The 13,745-nt window shown below is 70.1% G+C and carries 22 protein-coding genes; 18 read left to right on the forward strand and 4 right to left on the reverse strand.

Features of this window, described 5'->3' with window-relative positions; translation table 11 throughout:
• Positions 1-59 precede the first annotated feature (59 nt).
• Both AB0N14_RS17620 and AB0N14_RS17625 read left to right on the forward strand, forming a co-directional pair.
• Positions 60-875: a sulfite exporter TauE/SafE family protein gene (locus AB0N14_RS17620; protein ID WP_366026556.1), complete on the forward strand. Its 816-nt coding sequence runs from the start codon at positions 60-62 to the stop codon at positions 873-875.
• Between the two features lie 496 nt (positions 876-1,371).
• Positions 1,372-1,632, forward strand: a complete 261-nt coding sequence (locus AB0N14_RS17625; RefSeq protein WP_366026557.1) for a hypothetical protein — start codon at positions 1,372-1,374, stop codon at positions 1,630-1,632.
• A 158-nt stretch (positions 1,633-1,790) separates the two neighbouring features.
• Here the strand turns inward: AB0N14_RS17625 and AB0N14_RS17630 are convergent, their stop codons facing one another.
• Both AB0N14_RS17630 and AB0N14_RS17635 read right to left on the reverse strand, forming a co-directional pair.
• The gene (locus AB0N14_RS17630) at positions 1,791-2,243 is read right to left on the reverse strand and encodes a type II toxin-antitoxin system prevent-host-death family antitoxin (protein ID WP_366026558.1); all 453 of its coding nucleotides are present in this window, start codon (positions 2,241-2,243) and stop codon (positions 1,791-1,793) included.
• Entirely contained in the window at positions 2,206-2,544 is a 339-nt protein-coding gene (locus tag AB0N14_RS17635; RefSeq protein ID WP_366026559.1) for a hypothetical protein, read from the reverse strand. Before AB0N14_RS17635 ends, AB0N14_RS17630 begins: the two co-directional genes overlap by 38 nt.
• Positions 2,545-2,690: 146 nt before the next feature.
• On the opposite strand from AB0N14_RS17635, the gene AB0N14_RS17640 reads away from it, so the two are divergent.
• The 10 genes from AB0N14_RS17640 (at position 2,691) to AB0N14_RS17685 (ending at position 8,672) form a co-directional block, all read left to right on the forward strand.
• A complete protein-coding gene (locus AB0N14_RS17640) occupies positions 2,691-3,083 on the forward strand; it encodes a hypothetical protein (RefSeq protein ID WP_366026560.1) in 393 nt (130 codons plus the stop codon).
• Complete coding sequence (locus tag AB0N14_RS17645; RefSeq protein WP_366026561.1) at positions 3,080-3,229, forward strand: hypothetical protein; 150 nt, start codon at positions 3,080-3,082, stop codon at positions 3,227-3,229. The genes AB0N14_RS17640 and AB0N14_RS17645 overlap by 4 nt, the downstream gene beginning before the upstream one ends.
• 109 nt (positions 3,230-3,338) lie before the next feature.
• Entirely contained in the window at positions 3,339-3,581 is a 243-nt protein-coding gene (locus AB0N14_RS17650; protein WP_366026562.1) for a hypothetical protein, read from the forward strand.
• 82 nt (positions 3,582-3,663) lie between these two features.
• The gene (locus AB0N14_RS17655; protein ID WP_366026563.1) at positions 3,664-4,824 is read left to right on the forward strand and encodes a hypothetical protein; all 1,161 of its coding nucleotides are present in this window, start codon (positions 3,664-3,666) and stop codon (positions 4,822-4,824) included.
• Complete coding sequence (locus AB0N14_RS17660; protein ID WP_366026564.1) at positions 4,824-5,516, forward strand: nuclease-related domain-containing protein; 693 nt, start codon at positions 4,824-4,826, stop codon at positions 5,514-5,516. Before AB0N14_RS17655 ends, AB0N14_RS17660 begins: the two co-directional genes overlap by 1 nt.
• Before the next feature lie 2 nt (positions 5,517-5,518).
• On the forward strand, positions 5,519-5,698 hold the full coding sequence (locus AB0N14_RS17665; RefSeq protein WP_366026565.1) for a hypothetical protein: 180 nt from the start codon (positions 5,519-5,521) through the stop codon (positions 5,696-5,698).
• Positions 5,695-6,651, forward strand: coding sequence for a hypothetical protein (locus AB0N14_RS17670; RefSeq protein WP_366026566.1), 957 nt, complete (start codon positions 5,695-5,697; stop codon positions 6,649-6,651). Before AB0N14_RS17665 ends, AB0N14_RS17670 begins: the two co-directional genes overlap by 4 nt.
• A gap of 10 nt (positions 6,652-6,661) precedes the next feature.
• Entirely contained in the window at positions 6,662-7,132 is a 471-nt protein-coding gene (locus AB0N14_RS17675; protein ID WP_366026567.1) for a hypothetical protein, read from the forward strand.
• Entirely contained in the window at positions 7,129-8,076 is a 948-nt protein-coding gene (locus AB0N14_RS17680; protein ID WP_366026568.1) for a hypothetical protein, read from the forward strand. Before AB0N14_RS17675 ends, AB0N14_RS17680 begins: the two co-directional genes overlap by 4 nt.
• A 359-nt stretch (positions 8,077-8,435) precedes the next feature.
• Positions 8,436-8,672, forward strand: a complete 237-nt coding sequence (locus AB0N14_RS17685) for a hypothetical protein (protein WP_366026569.1) — start codon at positions 8,436-8,438, stop codon at positions 8,670-8,672.
• 64 nt (positions 8,673-8,736) lie between these two features.
• Here the strand turns inward: AB0N14_RS17685 and AB0N14_RS17690 are convergent, their stop codons facing one another.
• A complete protein-coding gene (locus tag AB0N14_RS17690; RefSeq protein WP_366026570.1) occupies positions 8,737-9,024 on the reverse strand; it encodes a hypothetical protein in 288 nt (95 codons plus the stop codon).
• Between the two features lie 187 nt (positions 9,025-9,211).
• On the opposite strand from AB0N14_RS17690, the gene AB0N14_RS17695 reads away from it, so the two are divergent.
• The 6 genes from AB0N14_RS17695 (at position 9,212) to AB0N14_RS17720 (ending at position 12,222) form a co-directional block, all read left to right on the forward strand.
• The gene (locus tag AB0N14_RS17695) at positions 9,212-9,748 is read left to right on the forward strand and encodes a hypothetical protein (RefSeq protein ID WP_366026571.1); all 537 of its coding nucleotides are present in this window, start codon (positions 9,212-9,214) and stop codon (positions 9,746-9,748) included.
• An 80-nt stretch (positions 9,749-9,828) separates the two neighbouring features.
• A complete protein-coding gene (locus AB0N14_RS17700) occupies positions 9,829-10,335 on the forward strand; it encodes a hypothetical protein (RefSeq protein ID WP_366026572.1) in 507 nt (168 codons plus the stop codon).
• Positions 10,336-10,486: 151 nt separating this feature from the next.
• On the forward strand, positions 10,487-10,846 hold the full coding sequence (locus tag AB0N14_RS17705) for a hypothetical protein (RefSeq protein ID WP_366026573.1): 360 nt from the start codon (positions 10,487-10,489) through the stop codon (positions 10,844-10,846).
• 15 nt (positions 10,847-10,861) lie between these two features.
• Complete coding sequence (locus AB0N14_RS17710; RefSeq protein WP_366026574.1) at positions 10,862-10,987, forward strand: hypothetical protein; 126 nt, start codon at positions 10,862-10,864, stop codon at positions 10,985-10,987.
• Positions 10,988-11,144: 157 nt separating this feature from the next.
• Positions 11,145-11,522, forward strand: coding sequence for a hypothetical protein (locus AB0N14_RS17715; protein WP_366026575.1), 378 nt, complete (start codon positions 11,145-11,147; stop codon positions 11,520-11,522).
• A 61-nt stretch (positions 11,523-11,583) separates the two neighbouring features.
• Complete coding sequence (locus tag AB0N14_RS17720) at positions 11,584-12,222, forward strand: hypothetical protein (RefSeq protein WP_366026576.1); 639 nt, start codon at positions 11,584-11,586, stop codon at positions 12,220-12,222.
• Here the strand turns inward: AB0N14_RS17720 and AB0N14_RS17725 are convergent.
• Positions 12,194-13,426, reverse strand: coding sequence for an AAA family ATPase (locus AB0N14_RS17725; RefSeq protein ID WP_366026577.1), 1,233 nt, complete (start codon positions 13,424-13,426; stop codon positions 12,194-12,196). The genes AB0N14_RS17720 and AB0N14_RS17725 overlap by 29 nt on opposite strands.
• Positions 13,427-13,745: the final 319 nt, after the last annotated feature.

Genomic DNA, 13,745 nt, shown 5'->3' on the forward strand with positions numbered 1-13,745 from the left:
ACCTGAACGTGAGATCACGCTGTAGCGGGGGCGGATGACCACCTGCGAGGATGCCCGCCGTGACCGCCGACCAGAACGTTGTTCCTCTCCGCCCCGCACACGCGGCACCCGTGGTGTTCGGCGCGGGAGCGGCCATCGGCCTGCTGGGCGGGATGATCGGGCTGGGCGGTGCCGAGTTTCGCCTGCCGTTGCTCATCAGCCTCTTCGGGTTCGCCGCGCTCTCGGCGGTCATCCTGAACAAGGCGATGAGCCTGGTCGTGGTCGTAGCCGCGCTGCCCGCTCGGTTGGCGGCAGTCCCGGCCAGCGAGGTCGCTGCCCACTGGCCGGTCGCGGTCAATCTGCTGGCCGGCAGCCTGCTCGGGGCTTGGGCCGGAGCGTCCTGGGCAGTACGCATGCGCAGCGCCACCCTCTACAAGGTGTTGGCGGCCTTGATGGTGCTCATGGCTGCCGCCTTGGTCGTCACGCACACCACCCCCCTGGGCACGCTCGCGCTGCCGCTGTGGGCCCAGGTGCCCTGCGGTGTCGTGGCCGGCTTCGGCATCGGCGTCGTCGCGGCGATCATGGGTGTGGCCGGGGGCGAGCTGCTGATCCCGACGATCGTGTTGCTGTTCGGACAGGACATCAAAACCGCGGGCAGCCTCTCCCTGCTCATTTCGCTGCCCACCATGCTCGTCGCCTTCGCCCGCTACAGCCGCGACGGCAGCTTCGCTGTCCTCGGCGCGAATCTCCGCTTCACCGTGACCATGGTTGCGGGCTCGATTGTCGGATCGCTGCTAGGCGGCTTGCTGCTCGGCGTGTTCCCGGATGCGGTCCTCATCCCCCTGCTGGCCGTGATCCTGCTGCTTTCCGCAATCAAGCTCGCTCGTCACGACTGACCGGGCCAGAACAACTCGGCACTCAACCTTCGATGAAAACCACTCAACCTCCGCTGCGACAGATCATCCGAGTAGGACGACTTTTCGCCACCCTTCAACTGCCGCTCCTGGCTCGGGTTTTGTGTGATCACACAAGCTCTACAGGAATCCCTATAGTGGCTCTGACCTGCGTGTATCGCAGCATCATCCGCGCGGATCGAGCATCAAGATCGCCGCGGATGGCTGATCAAAAACCCTGACGGCGCCAGGGCCGGATTTCATCGCCTAGCGTCTACATCGGCGCGGAGAGACCCCACGAACGGACGCATCCGCACTCGTCGGCGCCTGGCCTGTTACGCAGTGTAACAAGATCGCCGTTGACGGTAATCAGACCGCTCAGATACACCGGACCCCGACACCGCCCCACACAGCGGATCACACGCACCAAAAAGCGGGGGCCGCCCCGGCAGGCGACCCCCGCGAACGCCCTGACTCGCAAAAAGAAAGGACAGTGCACATGGAAGCACAGCACTGGCGAAACCTGGGAGTAGAGGGAAGGCCTCCCACTCCCGCCCTCGTCTTCGTCGCCGCGGTCCTCGCCGTCCTGGTCCACCACCAGTACGGCGCCCGCACCGCACTGACGGTCGCGCTCGCACTCGTCGCCCTCGACTGCATCCGGATCCGCCGAAAGGGGGCGACCATCCCGCACATGTCCGAACTGGAAATCAACGGGACGAACCTGACGAAGCGCCTCCAGCGCGAGCGGCACAACAACTGACGCTGCTACGGTCCTGCGACCCCCCGGCGGCCGGGCACCTACCTCCCCCCGTAGTGCCCGGCCGCCCCCACCGCCACAGCGCCCCCGAATCCAAGAGCGGGGAGGCGGGGGCGCTGTACGCGGTGAACGCACAGAGCAGCCGCCCTGCCCCGCCTGGCTCATTTCTCGGGCTCTGCCTGGAGCCTGTCGAAGTACGGCACGACGATCACTCTCGGCGCTCCCTGGTGGGTGATGGCCAGTGGCGCCCCCGTGTCTGCCACCTCGTCCACCAGTAGGCGGAGGCAGGCCTTGAAGGTGCTGAAGTTCACGACCCTCGCCGGAGCCTCACCGAGGCGATGATGGGGCCAGGGCACTCCGACGTCGTTGTGGCGGGGTAGCTCTCGCGCGATGGTGTCCGCCTCCGCCTTCAATGCCTGCTCGCGGCTGTCGTGCCACTCCACCTCGCGCACGGCGACCTGTGGCCACCAAGGCTTTTCGCGCCGGTGCTGTCTGAAGCGCACCCGCGGGTCTTGTGCGACGCCGACGTACAGCAGCGCTTCGTCCTCATCGAACAGCCGGTAGACCGCTGTGCGTTCAGGCGTCTGCGTCGCCTCCGCTTCCTGTGGCGTCATCCTTCTCCTTTCGTGGCCGGGTCTTGCCGGACCCGGAGTAGCCACGCTCGATGTCCTGGATGGTGGAGGGGGAGACTTCCAGTTCGGCCGCCAGCTTCCGCACCGACACCTTTGCGGCCCGCTGCTTGAGCACGTAGTCCCGACGGACGCCGCTCAGCCTCTTGATCAGGTCCTGCTGTCTGCGCAGGACGGCGCTGATCGCGCGGGCGCGGGCGCCCTCGTCTTCCATGGCCATGAGGTCGTCCAGAGCGTCGAACACTCTCTGCGCCTCCTCGTCCACACCCGCCTGTTCGTCGGCCATCCGGTTCCTTTTCGACGTGGCCGCTTGCCCGACTGTATGGGAGTCCCATACAGTCGGGCAAGCAACACGATGTTGCGGCTACAAGTCGGCCCCCGGTCGGGGCCTAGGAAACGCCGACCGGGGGCCACGTCAGATGGAGCTGACGCATGGCAAAGATTACTGAGGCGTGCCCGCCTGTGAACCGGGACGTCTCCGGTGAACACGAGTCCAAGGCCGCTGAGGTCCTCGCGAAGGTCGCCGGGGCGCTCGCAACGGACGAGCCGGACAAGGCGATTGACGGCATCGACTTCGCCGTCCTGGTCGGCGCGAAGGCCTACGAGCAGGCCGGCCGTAGCTGCCACGGCGGCGGTGTGAACGTCTCCCGGATGGCGCTGCGGACGGTCGGCGAGGTCCCCGCGGGCGTGACCCGGGTGGAGTTCGCGGTGACGGTCGCGCAGGCCGCGCAGAGGCTCGGCTACGACTGGGCGGCGGACGACAACCGGCGCGTCATCCCGACGATTCCGGCCCCGCGGCGGGAGCCGAAGGCGGGTGCCCGGTGAGCGCCCAGTCCGAGCAGCAGAAGGCGCGCGAGGCGTATGCCGCCGGCCGTCAGCAGCGGGAGAGCGGGGCGGCACGTATGGGCCAGGACAACGCCCGTATCGACGGCAACAACACGTCCGCTCGGAACCCAGGGGGTGCCCGGTGACCTGCTGCGGACAGCCCATGAAGGAGGAGAACGGGCAGCTCGTCTGCGGGAGCTGCGGCGGCTGGTGGCAGGGCGGTCTCGTCCTGGCCCTCGTAGGAGGTGGCCGCTGATGGGCGCCCGTGACTTCCTGCGATCCCTGCGTCCGGGCGATGACCGCGCCCTGGCCCAGGAGCTGCGCCAGAAGAAGCAGGCCGCCGGGAGGCGGCGCGCTGACGAGCAGACGGCGGCCGTACAGGCGATCTCCGACCGCGACAGGCGGCGCACGCCCGCCGAGGTGGCGGCCAGCAAGGAACGGGGCCGCCGCAGCAAGCGGGGCCCGTTCGAGCCTCCCGCCCCTGGCGTCAACCCCTGAGACCGGCCCGGCCGCCGTCGCACTTCCCCCTCGGGACGGCGGCCGGGCCTCCTGACGATCCACGAGCCCGAAGGGCACAGCTATGTCCCAGACACCCGAGACGCCGCAGCCCCGGCAGCCGGGCGTGCGCTACAAGAAGGTCACACGGGAGCGCGAGGAGACGACCGTCATCGACGGCCGCGCCTCCACCCGGCGCGTGCCGTACACCACGTACGTGGCCCTCCCGCCGCGCGACTGGGACGAGGTCATTCGGCGCGGGGTCACCGGCGTGGCGATCGTCGTCACGCTCCTGGCCGCTGTGGGGACGACGGCCAGTATCGGCGGGCTGCTGTCCCGGATGCTGCACCCGGCCGTCGCGTACGCGGTCGGTGTCGTCTTCACGTCCTCGTGGCTGGCCTGCCTCGGGATTGAACATCTTGAGCGGGTCAGCGCCGCACGGGCGCAGCATGCCCGGGTCGGCGGGTGGGTGGCCCTCATCATCAGCATGGGGTCGGTCATCACGTACGGGGACCAGCTGCACCAGCTGCCCGCCGGCGTCGTCGGCTCGTGCCTCGACCTGCTCGCCAAGGGGCTGTGGTTCCTGGTGATGGGCCTGGACCGCGTGAATCTCGCCCCGGGAGTCGCGGACTGGGTCGACCAGCAGGAGCAGGAGATCGCCGGGCGGTTCCTGCTCGGCATGCGGCTTGCCCGGCTGAACCGGCGGTCCAACGCGATGCGGGCCGTGCAGTCTCCGGAGTTCCGGGCCGCCGAGGCGATCCTGACGCAGGCCCAGGCGCCGCAGATCGCCGCGCCGGACGTGTCCGGACAGGCGCCCGAGGCGTCCGGACAGACTGTCCAGACGCCGCCTGAGCCGCCCACGCCGCCGGTGCCGCCGCCGTCCGGACAGGGCCCGTCGCTGTCCAAGACGGTGTCCGGACAGCCGTCCGCACCGTCGGCGCCGGTGCCCCCGGCCGTCCCGGTGCCGCCCGTCCCGCCGGTGGGCGCGGGCGCGCCCACCGGCCAGCAGACGCCGCCCCCGCCGCCGAGCGGGGCAGCGCACCCCATCGGCCAGTCCATCGCCGCGACGGTCCGCGACCTGCTCGACAAGAACCCTGCGTGGGCCGTCGACGCTCCGCTGGACGAGGCCGAGCTGAAGACCATGACGGATGACGTCCGCCAAGTCCACGGCGACCGGCCGGACCTGCAGAACACGGTGCGCCGCACCCGTGACCGAGAGCTGAAGAAGCGAAGGAAGACGGCCTGATGCGCACCGTCTTGCTGCTCGGGGCTGCGGTCGCCACCTACTGGTGGTGGCGCTGCCGCGGCCCCGGCCGCCAGATCACAGGCGCCGGTGCCTCGGCCGCCGCCCGGGCGCGGCAGTTACGCACCCCGCTCGTCCGCCTGGCGACCGCACTCGGCATCCGCACCCAGGCGGAGGCCAACGCCCAGAAGTGGGAGCGCGGCGCCGAGGGGGAGCGGCGCGTCTTCGAGCTCCTGCAGGACCTCGTCCGCGAGGGCTGGGTGTTCCTGCCGGACCGCAGCATCCCCGGCAAGCGCACGAACATCGACCTGCTCGCCATCAGCCCGCGCGGCTGGGTGTACGTCCTCGACCCCAAGAGCCTGGACGCCAGCCGTCGCCTGTCCATCCGGGGCGGTCGGCTCTACCGCGGCCGTCCTGGCAGTCAGCTGCAGGACATCACCGACTGGCTTGGTGGCGTCAAGCGCGGCGCCCAGGCCGTGGAAACGCTCCTCGGCGTCCGCCCCGAGGCCCTCGCCGTCGTGGACGGCCCGATGCGCAGCGGCGAGCGGCTGCAGTTCCAGGGCCTGCGCCTGGTCCCGGCCGTCGACATTTGCGACGTCCTGCGCGCTGCCGACCGCAAGAAGCTCCGCACGAACCGTGCCGCGCAGCTCGCCGACACCGCTGCCCGCGTGCTGCCCCCTTACCTCGGAGACTGACCGTGCTCGACAACATCGACGTGCTGATCCTCACCATCCTCGGCTGCCTCTTCGTCAACCCCCGCAGGTACCGCAGCTGCTGGACCGCCGCGCTGACCGCCCTTGGGTGCGGTGCCGCCACCGGCGCCGCCTACTTCCTGGTCACCCGGATGCTGCTCCCCTGGCTGGGGGTGACGTCGTGACGCCGCCCGACGCGAACGAGCGCTGGGTGCGCCGGGTCATGGCTGGCCTCGGCGCCCGCCCGGTCGGACACTCCGACCCGAGCGACAGCGGCGACCCGACCACCCCGGCACCGACTTCGCCGCCGTCCGTGCCCCCGAGCCAGCCCCGCGTGCCGGACTGGTGGAACACCGAGCGGCCCGCCCTGGACGAGCTGCAAGACGACGGTCCCCAGGTGCTGGTCGAGCCGGACGACTCCGCGCCCGGGGACGAGCCCGAGGACGCCGAGGGCGAGAGCGCCGACGAGGACGACGACAACCCGGACGACGACGAAGACACCCCGGCAGGAACGTCGGCCAAGAGGAGTCGGAAGAGGCGCACGAGGCGGTCACCGGCTGTGCCGTCGCCCGCTCCAGGCGGCCCCGTGCAGAAGGTTCCGGCGGGCACCAAGCGATCGGCGGTGCGCTCCCGGTTCACCGCGGCGTCCGACGACCGCGGCATGCGGATCATCGCGTTCAACCTGTCTGCCGCTGGCGTCGGCTACGGCGTCGGACTGGTCCCGATGCTCGAGGAATTCCTGCCCGCCGCCGAGCACGGCGCGGTGGGCATCTTCCAGCTCGTCAGTTCGGCAGCCGCCGGATACGGCGCCTGGTGGGTCACCCGCTTCCCCGCCGTGCGGCGCATCCTGCCCGTCCCGCCGGTCTCCCGAGCGGTCATCATCGCCGGGGCTGCCGAGATCGGCCGCCGCCTCGCCCCGGTCCCGGTCGCCTACCTCAACCACTACGGCACCCAGTGGGGCTTCGGCCCCAACGCCATCAGCCTCCTGCTCACCGCGGGCGGCATGTGCGGCGGCCTGTACTGGCTGGTCGACCGGCGCACTCGCACCTGGCACTGGCTCGGGCGCTGGGTCGTCCGGATTCCCCTCGCCTCCGCCCTCTTGGCCACCGCGCTGTACGCGCCCGGCCCCGTCGTCTGAAAGGCCCGACGTGTCCCTGATCCTTGCTGCCCCGGGCGCCGTCCCCGCCATGAGCGGCGGCGCCATCCTCGGCACGATCACCGTGTCGGGACTCGCGCTCGGCTCCGGAACCGCCCTGGTCTTCGGCGTGCGCGGCTCCGACTTCGTCAAGATCCAGAACAAGAAGCAGGCCGCATGGTGGGGGATCGTCACCGGCACGATCTGGGTGGCGGCCGGCGGGGTCTGGGCCGACATGGCGAACGGCGTCGGGGGAGTCGCCCCGTCTCTGTTCGGCAACGGCAGCGGCCTCGGCGATCCCGGCCAGGGCGGCATCGCCCTCTTCCTCACCCTGCTCGCCTTCGGCCCGAGCTGGAAGAAGAAGGTCTACCCGGCCGTCATCGGCATCGCCGCCGCCGTCGCCTACGGCACGGCAGGCGGCGTCTGGGGCATCTTCGTGAACGTCGTCCGCATGGGCATCGCGCAGATCGCGAAGCTCGGATGAGCGCCGTCGGCCAGGTCATGGAGGTCCTGCAGCCCAAGCGGCTCGTGCGGGACCTGTTCGCCGGATCGGGCGTCCTGCTGCGGCTGATGCTGCGCGGCCTCATGAGCGCGGCACGGTCGGCCGCGAAGGCGAGCGGCGGGGCGGAGGCCGCCGCTCCTACCCCGACCGGCAAGGCCGCCACCGTGGAGAAGGCCGACGGCGGCGAGGGCCAGGAGCAGGGCGAGCCCGCCGACGCCGAGCCGGGCAGGCAGCCGGCCCGCGTGAAGAAGGCCCCGCCGAAAGCTGTCGCGGCGGCGAAGACGGGGTCCGACCGCATGGAGCAGGCGGCGATGCTGCTCCTGGTCGGCCTTGTCACAGTCGGCGGCCTCGTCGCCGTCGGCGGGGCCGTCCTGGCCGTGCTCCGCCCGTACCGGACGGTCATCGTGAGTGTCCTCGTCGTCGGCTGGTTCGTGGCCGCCCTCGTCGCCGCGCCCCAGCCCGCCGAACCCGAAGACGATCAAGGAACGCCGGGGGAGACCCCAGACGATCAAGAAACGGTTGCGGGGGAGGAGCATGCAGAAGAGGAGCCGGAAGAGGACCCCTGGCCGGTCCAGCGGGAATCCATCCGGAAATGGGTGGAAGAACTCGCGGCGGCTGGAGCGGCCGGACGCAGAGACGCGAAAGGGAAGGGTGTCCCGGTCGATGACCTATTCGCCGAAATGCACGACCGGGGAGTGCCCGGCAGCTTCGACCGGAAGGACATGATCGAATTGCTGGAGCGTGCCGGAATCACGGTCCGTGACCAGATGAAATTCCGCATCGGCGGACGCCAGAAAACACCCCCCGGCGTCCACGTCGATGACCTCGCAAAAGACCTCGGCCATCGCCCCCGATTGCCCGCCCATTTGGTGCCCGATTTGACCCTCCAGTCGGGCCGCCCCCGAGAGGCAGAATCAGCCGGCTGACGGCCCCCGCTCCCCGGCCCCCGTACGCGGTTTGTACGGGGGCCCGCCTGTGGGTGGCGCAGGGGGGGGGGGCTGCAGGGGAGTGCCGTCACCCCCTCCCCTCCCCCGCCCTGAGAGGGGCCCCGGTCCAGTACCTACTACCGGATACCTACCGCCGATACCTCGGCCGAGGCGGGGAGGAGAGGGGCGCTCCCCTCACCCGCTGCCCCGCACGCTCGGCCCCGCCGGGCCCGAGCAGAGGTGCGAGGAAATTCGAACTCCCGGCATCCGTCTCCCTCTTGCGGGCAGATCCCGCTACCTTGGTGGAGCGCCGTTTTATCTCGCGTCGCACTGACAGACCGCCCGGGGAGATAAGGACCGTGTTCCAGTTCCAGTACGAGTGCCCGAACTGCCGCCTGGTGTCCGAGCCGTATGCGACGCGCGGGCGAGCCGAAAGGCGCGGTCAGAAGCACCGGGACGAGCTGCACGACGGAATGCACCCGATCGGCGAGGCGATCCTGCAGCCGGAATTCCGTGCTCCGCAGGGGAAGGAATGGCAGGCCGTCGCCATTGCCGCCGCGCTCATCCTGATCGCACTGATCGCCAGCCACCTGTGATCGGCAAGTCGAAGGGGCCGCACGCGAAATGCGTGCGGCCCCTTGCGGCACTCCCCGGCCGGTGTCAGCTCTCCGCCGACCGCTTCGACTTGGCGGGCTGGCGGGCCGGGACGTCGTACTTGGCGACGATGTTCCACAGTGTCCCGATGCCCCAGGGGACGTGAGGGTTCTTCGCGAGGGCCGCGACGGGCAGGTCCGGGTTCGCCTTGAGTTCGTCGGCGAGGGCCTTCTGTGCCCGCTCGCGCAGCTCCTCCTCCTTGGCGACGTGATCCTCCCACGCCTTGATCGCGGCGCGGGCTTCGTCGCTGAGCTTGTGGTCGGGCTGCGGCTGGGGTCCTGGCTTCCTGGGCATGTTCGCAGTCTTCCACAAGTCAACTTTGCAAAACACGTTGAGTGACGCGAGTCGAGCGGCTCCGCCGTGCCACCTGCGCCCCTTGGGGCATCCTTTACTAACTCCACTTAGTAAATATGATTAGGCAAAGTCGATTTTGTAAAGAATGGAGGTATCGCCACTTCCACCCCAACCGAAAGGTCAGCGCATGACCCACAGTGCCCCGCTCCACCGACTGACCGGCGACAGCCCTCTGATCGCCGCCGCGCGCGCCTTCGGCGACGTCATCGAGCCCGGCGAGCGGAACGCTGAGATCAACCGTCTCGCCGACGCGGCCGCGGTGCTCATCGTCCACGGCCGCCGCGACTTCGCCCCGCACTTCGCGGCGCCCGAGGGCGCGACGACGCTGTGCGCGCAGGACGTCGACCGGGCCCTGAACGACGAGCAGAAGGCCCGGATCTCTGTGCTCTGCCCGTCCTGCGAGCAGGCGGGCCAGATGCGCGCCGAGTCCCGTAAGGCGACGGCCGCCCGGGAGCAGATCTTCGAGATGCGGCGGAAGTCGAGCGCGGCAGCCGCCCGGGTGCGCACCGACCCCGACCCGGAAGACCCGGAGTGGCAGGCCGCGCTCGCCGACCTGACGGCCGCCCTGGAGTGGCTGCGCGAGCACGACGAGACGGCACGGCTGGGCATCGAGGCGGCCGAGGCCGAACTCGGCGACCTCGGGCCGGCCGCCGATCAAAGCTGACCCCGGCGGCCGGGGCGAGCGACCGCCCGTCCCGGCCGCGCTCACTACCCATCAGCACGGCGAACCCAGGAGAGATCCGCATGTACGACGTCACGATCGAGCACCCCGGCATGGACGACCGCCAGTACGTCTGCGACGGCCCCGGAGAGCTGCGCAACCTCGTCTGGGGCGTCGCCCGCGCCCAGGGCAAGCCGATCACCGACAAGGACGGCCGAGACCGAGAGATGATCCTCACGGTCGGTGACCTGCGGTCCCGCGCCGACGTCGAGGGCGTCGGAACGCTGATGGTCGAGGCGGTCACCGTACGGGTCGAGCCCGCCGACGAGTCCGCCTACGCCTGCGAGGGACACGAGGGCGAGGACGCCGTCCTGCGCGGCGGCCCATTGCACTGCGACGGCCGGTGCAAGCCCCGGCGCCGCTTCGACCGCCAGGCGCTGGTCGACCTCTCCCTCGCCCTGGACGACGCCGACCTGGAAGCGTCCGGCGGCTGCGGCCGGTGCGGGCTGGAGGCCGAGCAGATGTGCGCCGACTGCAGGCGCTGCAACTGCCACCGGCACGACTCCTGCAAGCGGCCCGCCGGGAAGTAGCCGCCCCGGCCGGCGCGCCGCCTCGAGCGGCCCGCCGACCAGCGGCTTCTTAGACGTCTACTAAATCAGCTTTGTAAACAAGGTTAGGCAAAGTCGATTTTGCAAAAAATGGAAGTAGAACCACTCACTCACCAGCCCCCGAGGAGTTCGCATGAGCGCCAAGACCTCCACCACCACCCACCGGTGCGCGAAGTGCGGACGCGTCCTGCGGAACCCCTCGCCGGACGGCTACGGCCCGAAGTGCCGCGCCAAGGTCCGCCGGGCGACACGCTCGCCCGAGCTGGCCACCTACAAGCCGCACCTGGTGGAGGCCGCGATCGAGCTGCTCGAACAGGGCGGCCTGATCCCCCTGCGCAAGAGCAGCAAGAACCGCGTCTACCTCGCCGCCAGCAGCGACGGCAGCAAGACCTACAAGACCGCCCGCGCCGCCTGCACCTGCCCGGCCGGACTCAAGGCCATCCACGTGTGCAAGCACCGGATCGCCGCCCACGCCTTCGACCTCGCCAGCTGAGAGGAACCTCCGCCCATGCCCGACGAGCCCGCCAAGAAGCAGCCCGCCACCCGCGTCAGCCGCTGCGCCGACTGCGGCGACCAGATCGAGATCGACCCCGACGGCTTCCGCACCCTCTGCAGCTGCGACGCCGCCGAGTGACCGCCCGACCGAAAGGACCCCGCATGCAGCGCCTGACCCTCCTCCACCGCCTCGCGCCCAACTGGCCCGAGCTGCCCAGCCCGAGCCGCGACCTGCCCGACGACCGGCCGGTGCCGCCCGAGCAGCGTCCCGCGCTCACCTTCACCTGGCCGTCTGGATGCCCGGCCAGCCGACCGTCGAGCGCACCGAGACCGTGCCCGGCGCCGCGATGCCGATCCTGCTCCGCGCGCAGCTCCTCACCTCCATGCACGAGATCGAGCAGGACGAGGCCACCGGCCGGATCACCACCCGCTGGACCCGGCAGAGCAAGCGGAACAACTACCGCACTCTGCGCGCCGACTTCCGCAAGCTGCCCGCCGGCGCCACCGGCCCGGCCGCGCCCGTCTCAGGCATCACCAACCGTGCCCCCGAGGTCGCCCCGCGCTCGGCCGCCACCCGCCGGGCCGCCGCCCGCCACGCCACCCAGGCCACCGCCCCGAAGACCTGCGGCGGCTGCTTCCAGGAGCGCGCCCTCAGCGGCGCCTGCGGCTGCTGAACCCCACGTCACCCGGCCCGGCCCGCAGCGGCCGGGCCCCACCCCCACGCAAGGAGAGGCCATGTTCCGCGAGACCGTCACCCACGCTGGCGGCAGCACCCAGGGCGCCGCGAAGGAGTCGCACGCCCTGATGCTCCTGCGCCGTGCCCGCAACCGCAGCTGCGCCATGGAGGCCACCCGCACTGGAGGCGCCCGGATCAGCTGGGGCCGCGTCAACGCCACCACCCGGGCGACCGAAGTGCGCGCCATCGTCCTCGACCCCGAGTTGCCCGTCGGCGACCTGGACGAGCGCACCCGCGCCATCCTCGCCCTCGTCGGCGTCGGCGGCGCCCGTCACGTCCTCGACGTCGACCGCCGCTACATCCTGGCCGCCGGGACTGAGATCCCGTCCGGCGAGTCCGCCCGGCTGCGCGCCAGCCGCCTGGTCGCCGTCGGCAGCCAGGGCCGCGTGCGCCTCACCCTCGCCGCCCGCCTCGGCCTGCTCGCCCACGACCACATCCAGGCCGGCGGCGCGGCCGACGGCTTCGCCATGTGCTCCTGCGGCTTCACTGCGAGCGCCCCGACCGGCGAGTCCGCCGCCCAGCGAAGCCGACGGGTTCGCGGATTCTCAAATGCCACTCGCCCCGAACCCACGTGTCTCAGGGGTTGGGGCGAGGGATTTGGCGGCAGGTTCAGCTGTCGTCAGCCATGTCTCCGCTGAGGAGGTTGGTCAGCATCTCGTGCGTGATCATGTTTTCCTTCAGAGCCCGCAGAGCGATATAGGGCTTGAAGAGCGGATTGAGGAACCGGTAGCGGTATGCCCGTGTTCCACCGACCTTCTCCAGGAGAGGGCCGCGCTTGGTGGAGAAGTCGTTCAGGTGGGCCGAGTAGGCGGGGATCTCGTAAGAGGTTCCCGTGATCTTCTTCAGAGGGCGCCTGAGCGCGCCGGAGGTGAAGAAGCCCTTCTCGTCCGTGGTCACACACGCGCATGCGAGGGCGACGACGCTGAAGAGCGTGTCCGACCGAGTGGAGAACACCGCGTGATCGTAGGTGGTGGAGACGCTCTCCATGTTCTTGGAGACGACCACGTTGATCGCGGAGTGGACATCTGCGGCGGTCACGTGGTGAGACCCGCGGTCCAGGGCTTCGAAAGCTGACTGCTGACCGAGCCGGTGGACGATGGCCGGCATTCCCTGGCTGAGGAGGGAGATGCGCTCATAGACCTCGTCGTCGGCACTCATTCCGGCACCTTCGAGGCCCCGTCGGACGATGTCGCTGCGCTCTTCCGGGGCCATCCTCGGCATCGCGACCTCGGCCAGAACCCGCTGGACGCTGGCGTGGTCGGCGATCAGCCGGTTGACGTCCTCGGCCACTCCGACGAAGACCACCGTGACGTCCATCCCATGATCGGAGAGGATCTTGACGAGGTTGGCGAACAGCACGCCGCTCTCCGTCTGGGCGATGGTGTCGTACTCGTCCAAGAACACGACGACCGGCGCGTTGAAGCTCAGTAGCTTGAAGGCCAGCCTCACGTCGTCAGGGCGGAGGGTGTCCTCACCGAGGAGGTAGGAGGCGTCGCCTTCGGTGCCGTCGGGATTCGTCACGAGGATCTCGCGGAACGCCTGTTTCCAGACCTGCGTGAAGTCGACCGTGCTGTCGCAGGTGATCAATGAGGTGAAGTAGCCCTCGATCCTCGCGATCTCCTGGGACACCATCGCCAGAGAGGTCTTGCCGACGCCTCGGTCTCCATAGATCACCGCATGCTGGCCGACCTGCTCAACGGCGTCGCGCACCGCTTCGAACTGGTCGCGACGTCCAGCGAAGACTTCCTGCCGCTGGATCGGCGTCGTGGGGCTGAAGGTCGTCCTCAGCAGCCGCCGGGCTCCTTCGAGCGTGTTCTCCGGCGCTTCGTTCCAACTTGCCACTCGGGCCTTCTTTCAGCACTCGTCGCCTGCGGATGTCTCTAAAGATAGCGCACGACGCTGCGGATAACTCATAATTTCCAGTTGGACGCTGCCTCCTGGCCCTCCTCACGCCTGGGAGGAACGAGACGATCGGCTGACTTGCGCGGACACTGTCCGGACGCTGTCCGGGGTCACGCGGCGAACTCGGCGGCCAGGACGACCGGGTTCGGGGCTTCCTCGTCGTCTGTCCAGAGCCTCAGCCAGGGTCGGCCGTCGCGGCCGTCGGCGGTGATGCTGACGCGCTTGCTGCCGGGGCCGTACGGCTCGGTGATGACGGGAA

Source organism: Streptomyces sp. NPDC051104 (assembly GCF_040682835.1).
GTDB lineage: Bacteria > Actinomycetota > Actinomycetes > Streptomycetales > Streptomycetaceae > Streptomyces > Streptomyces cynarae.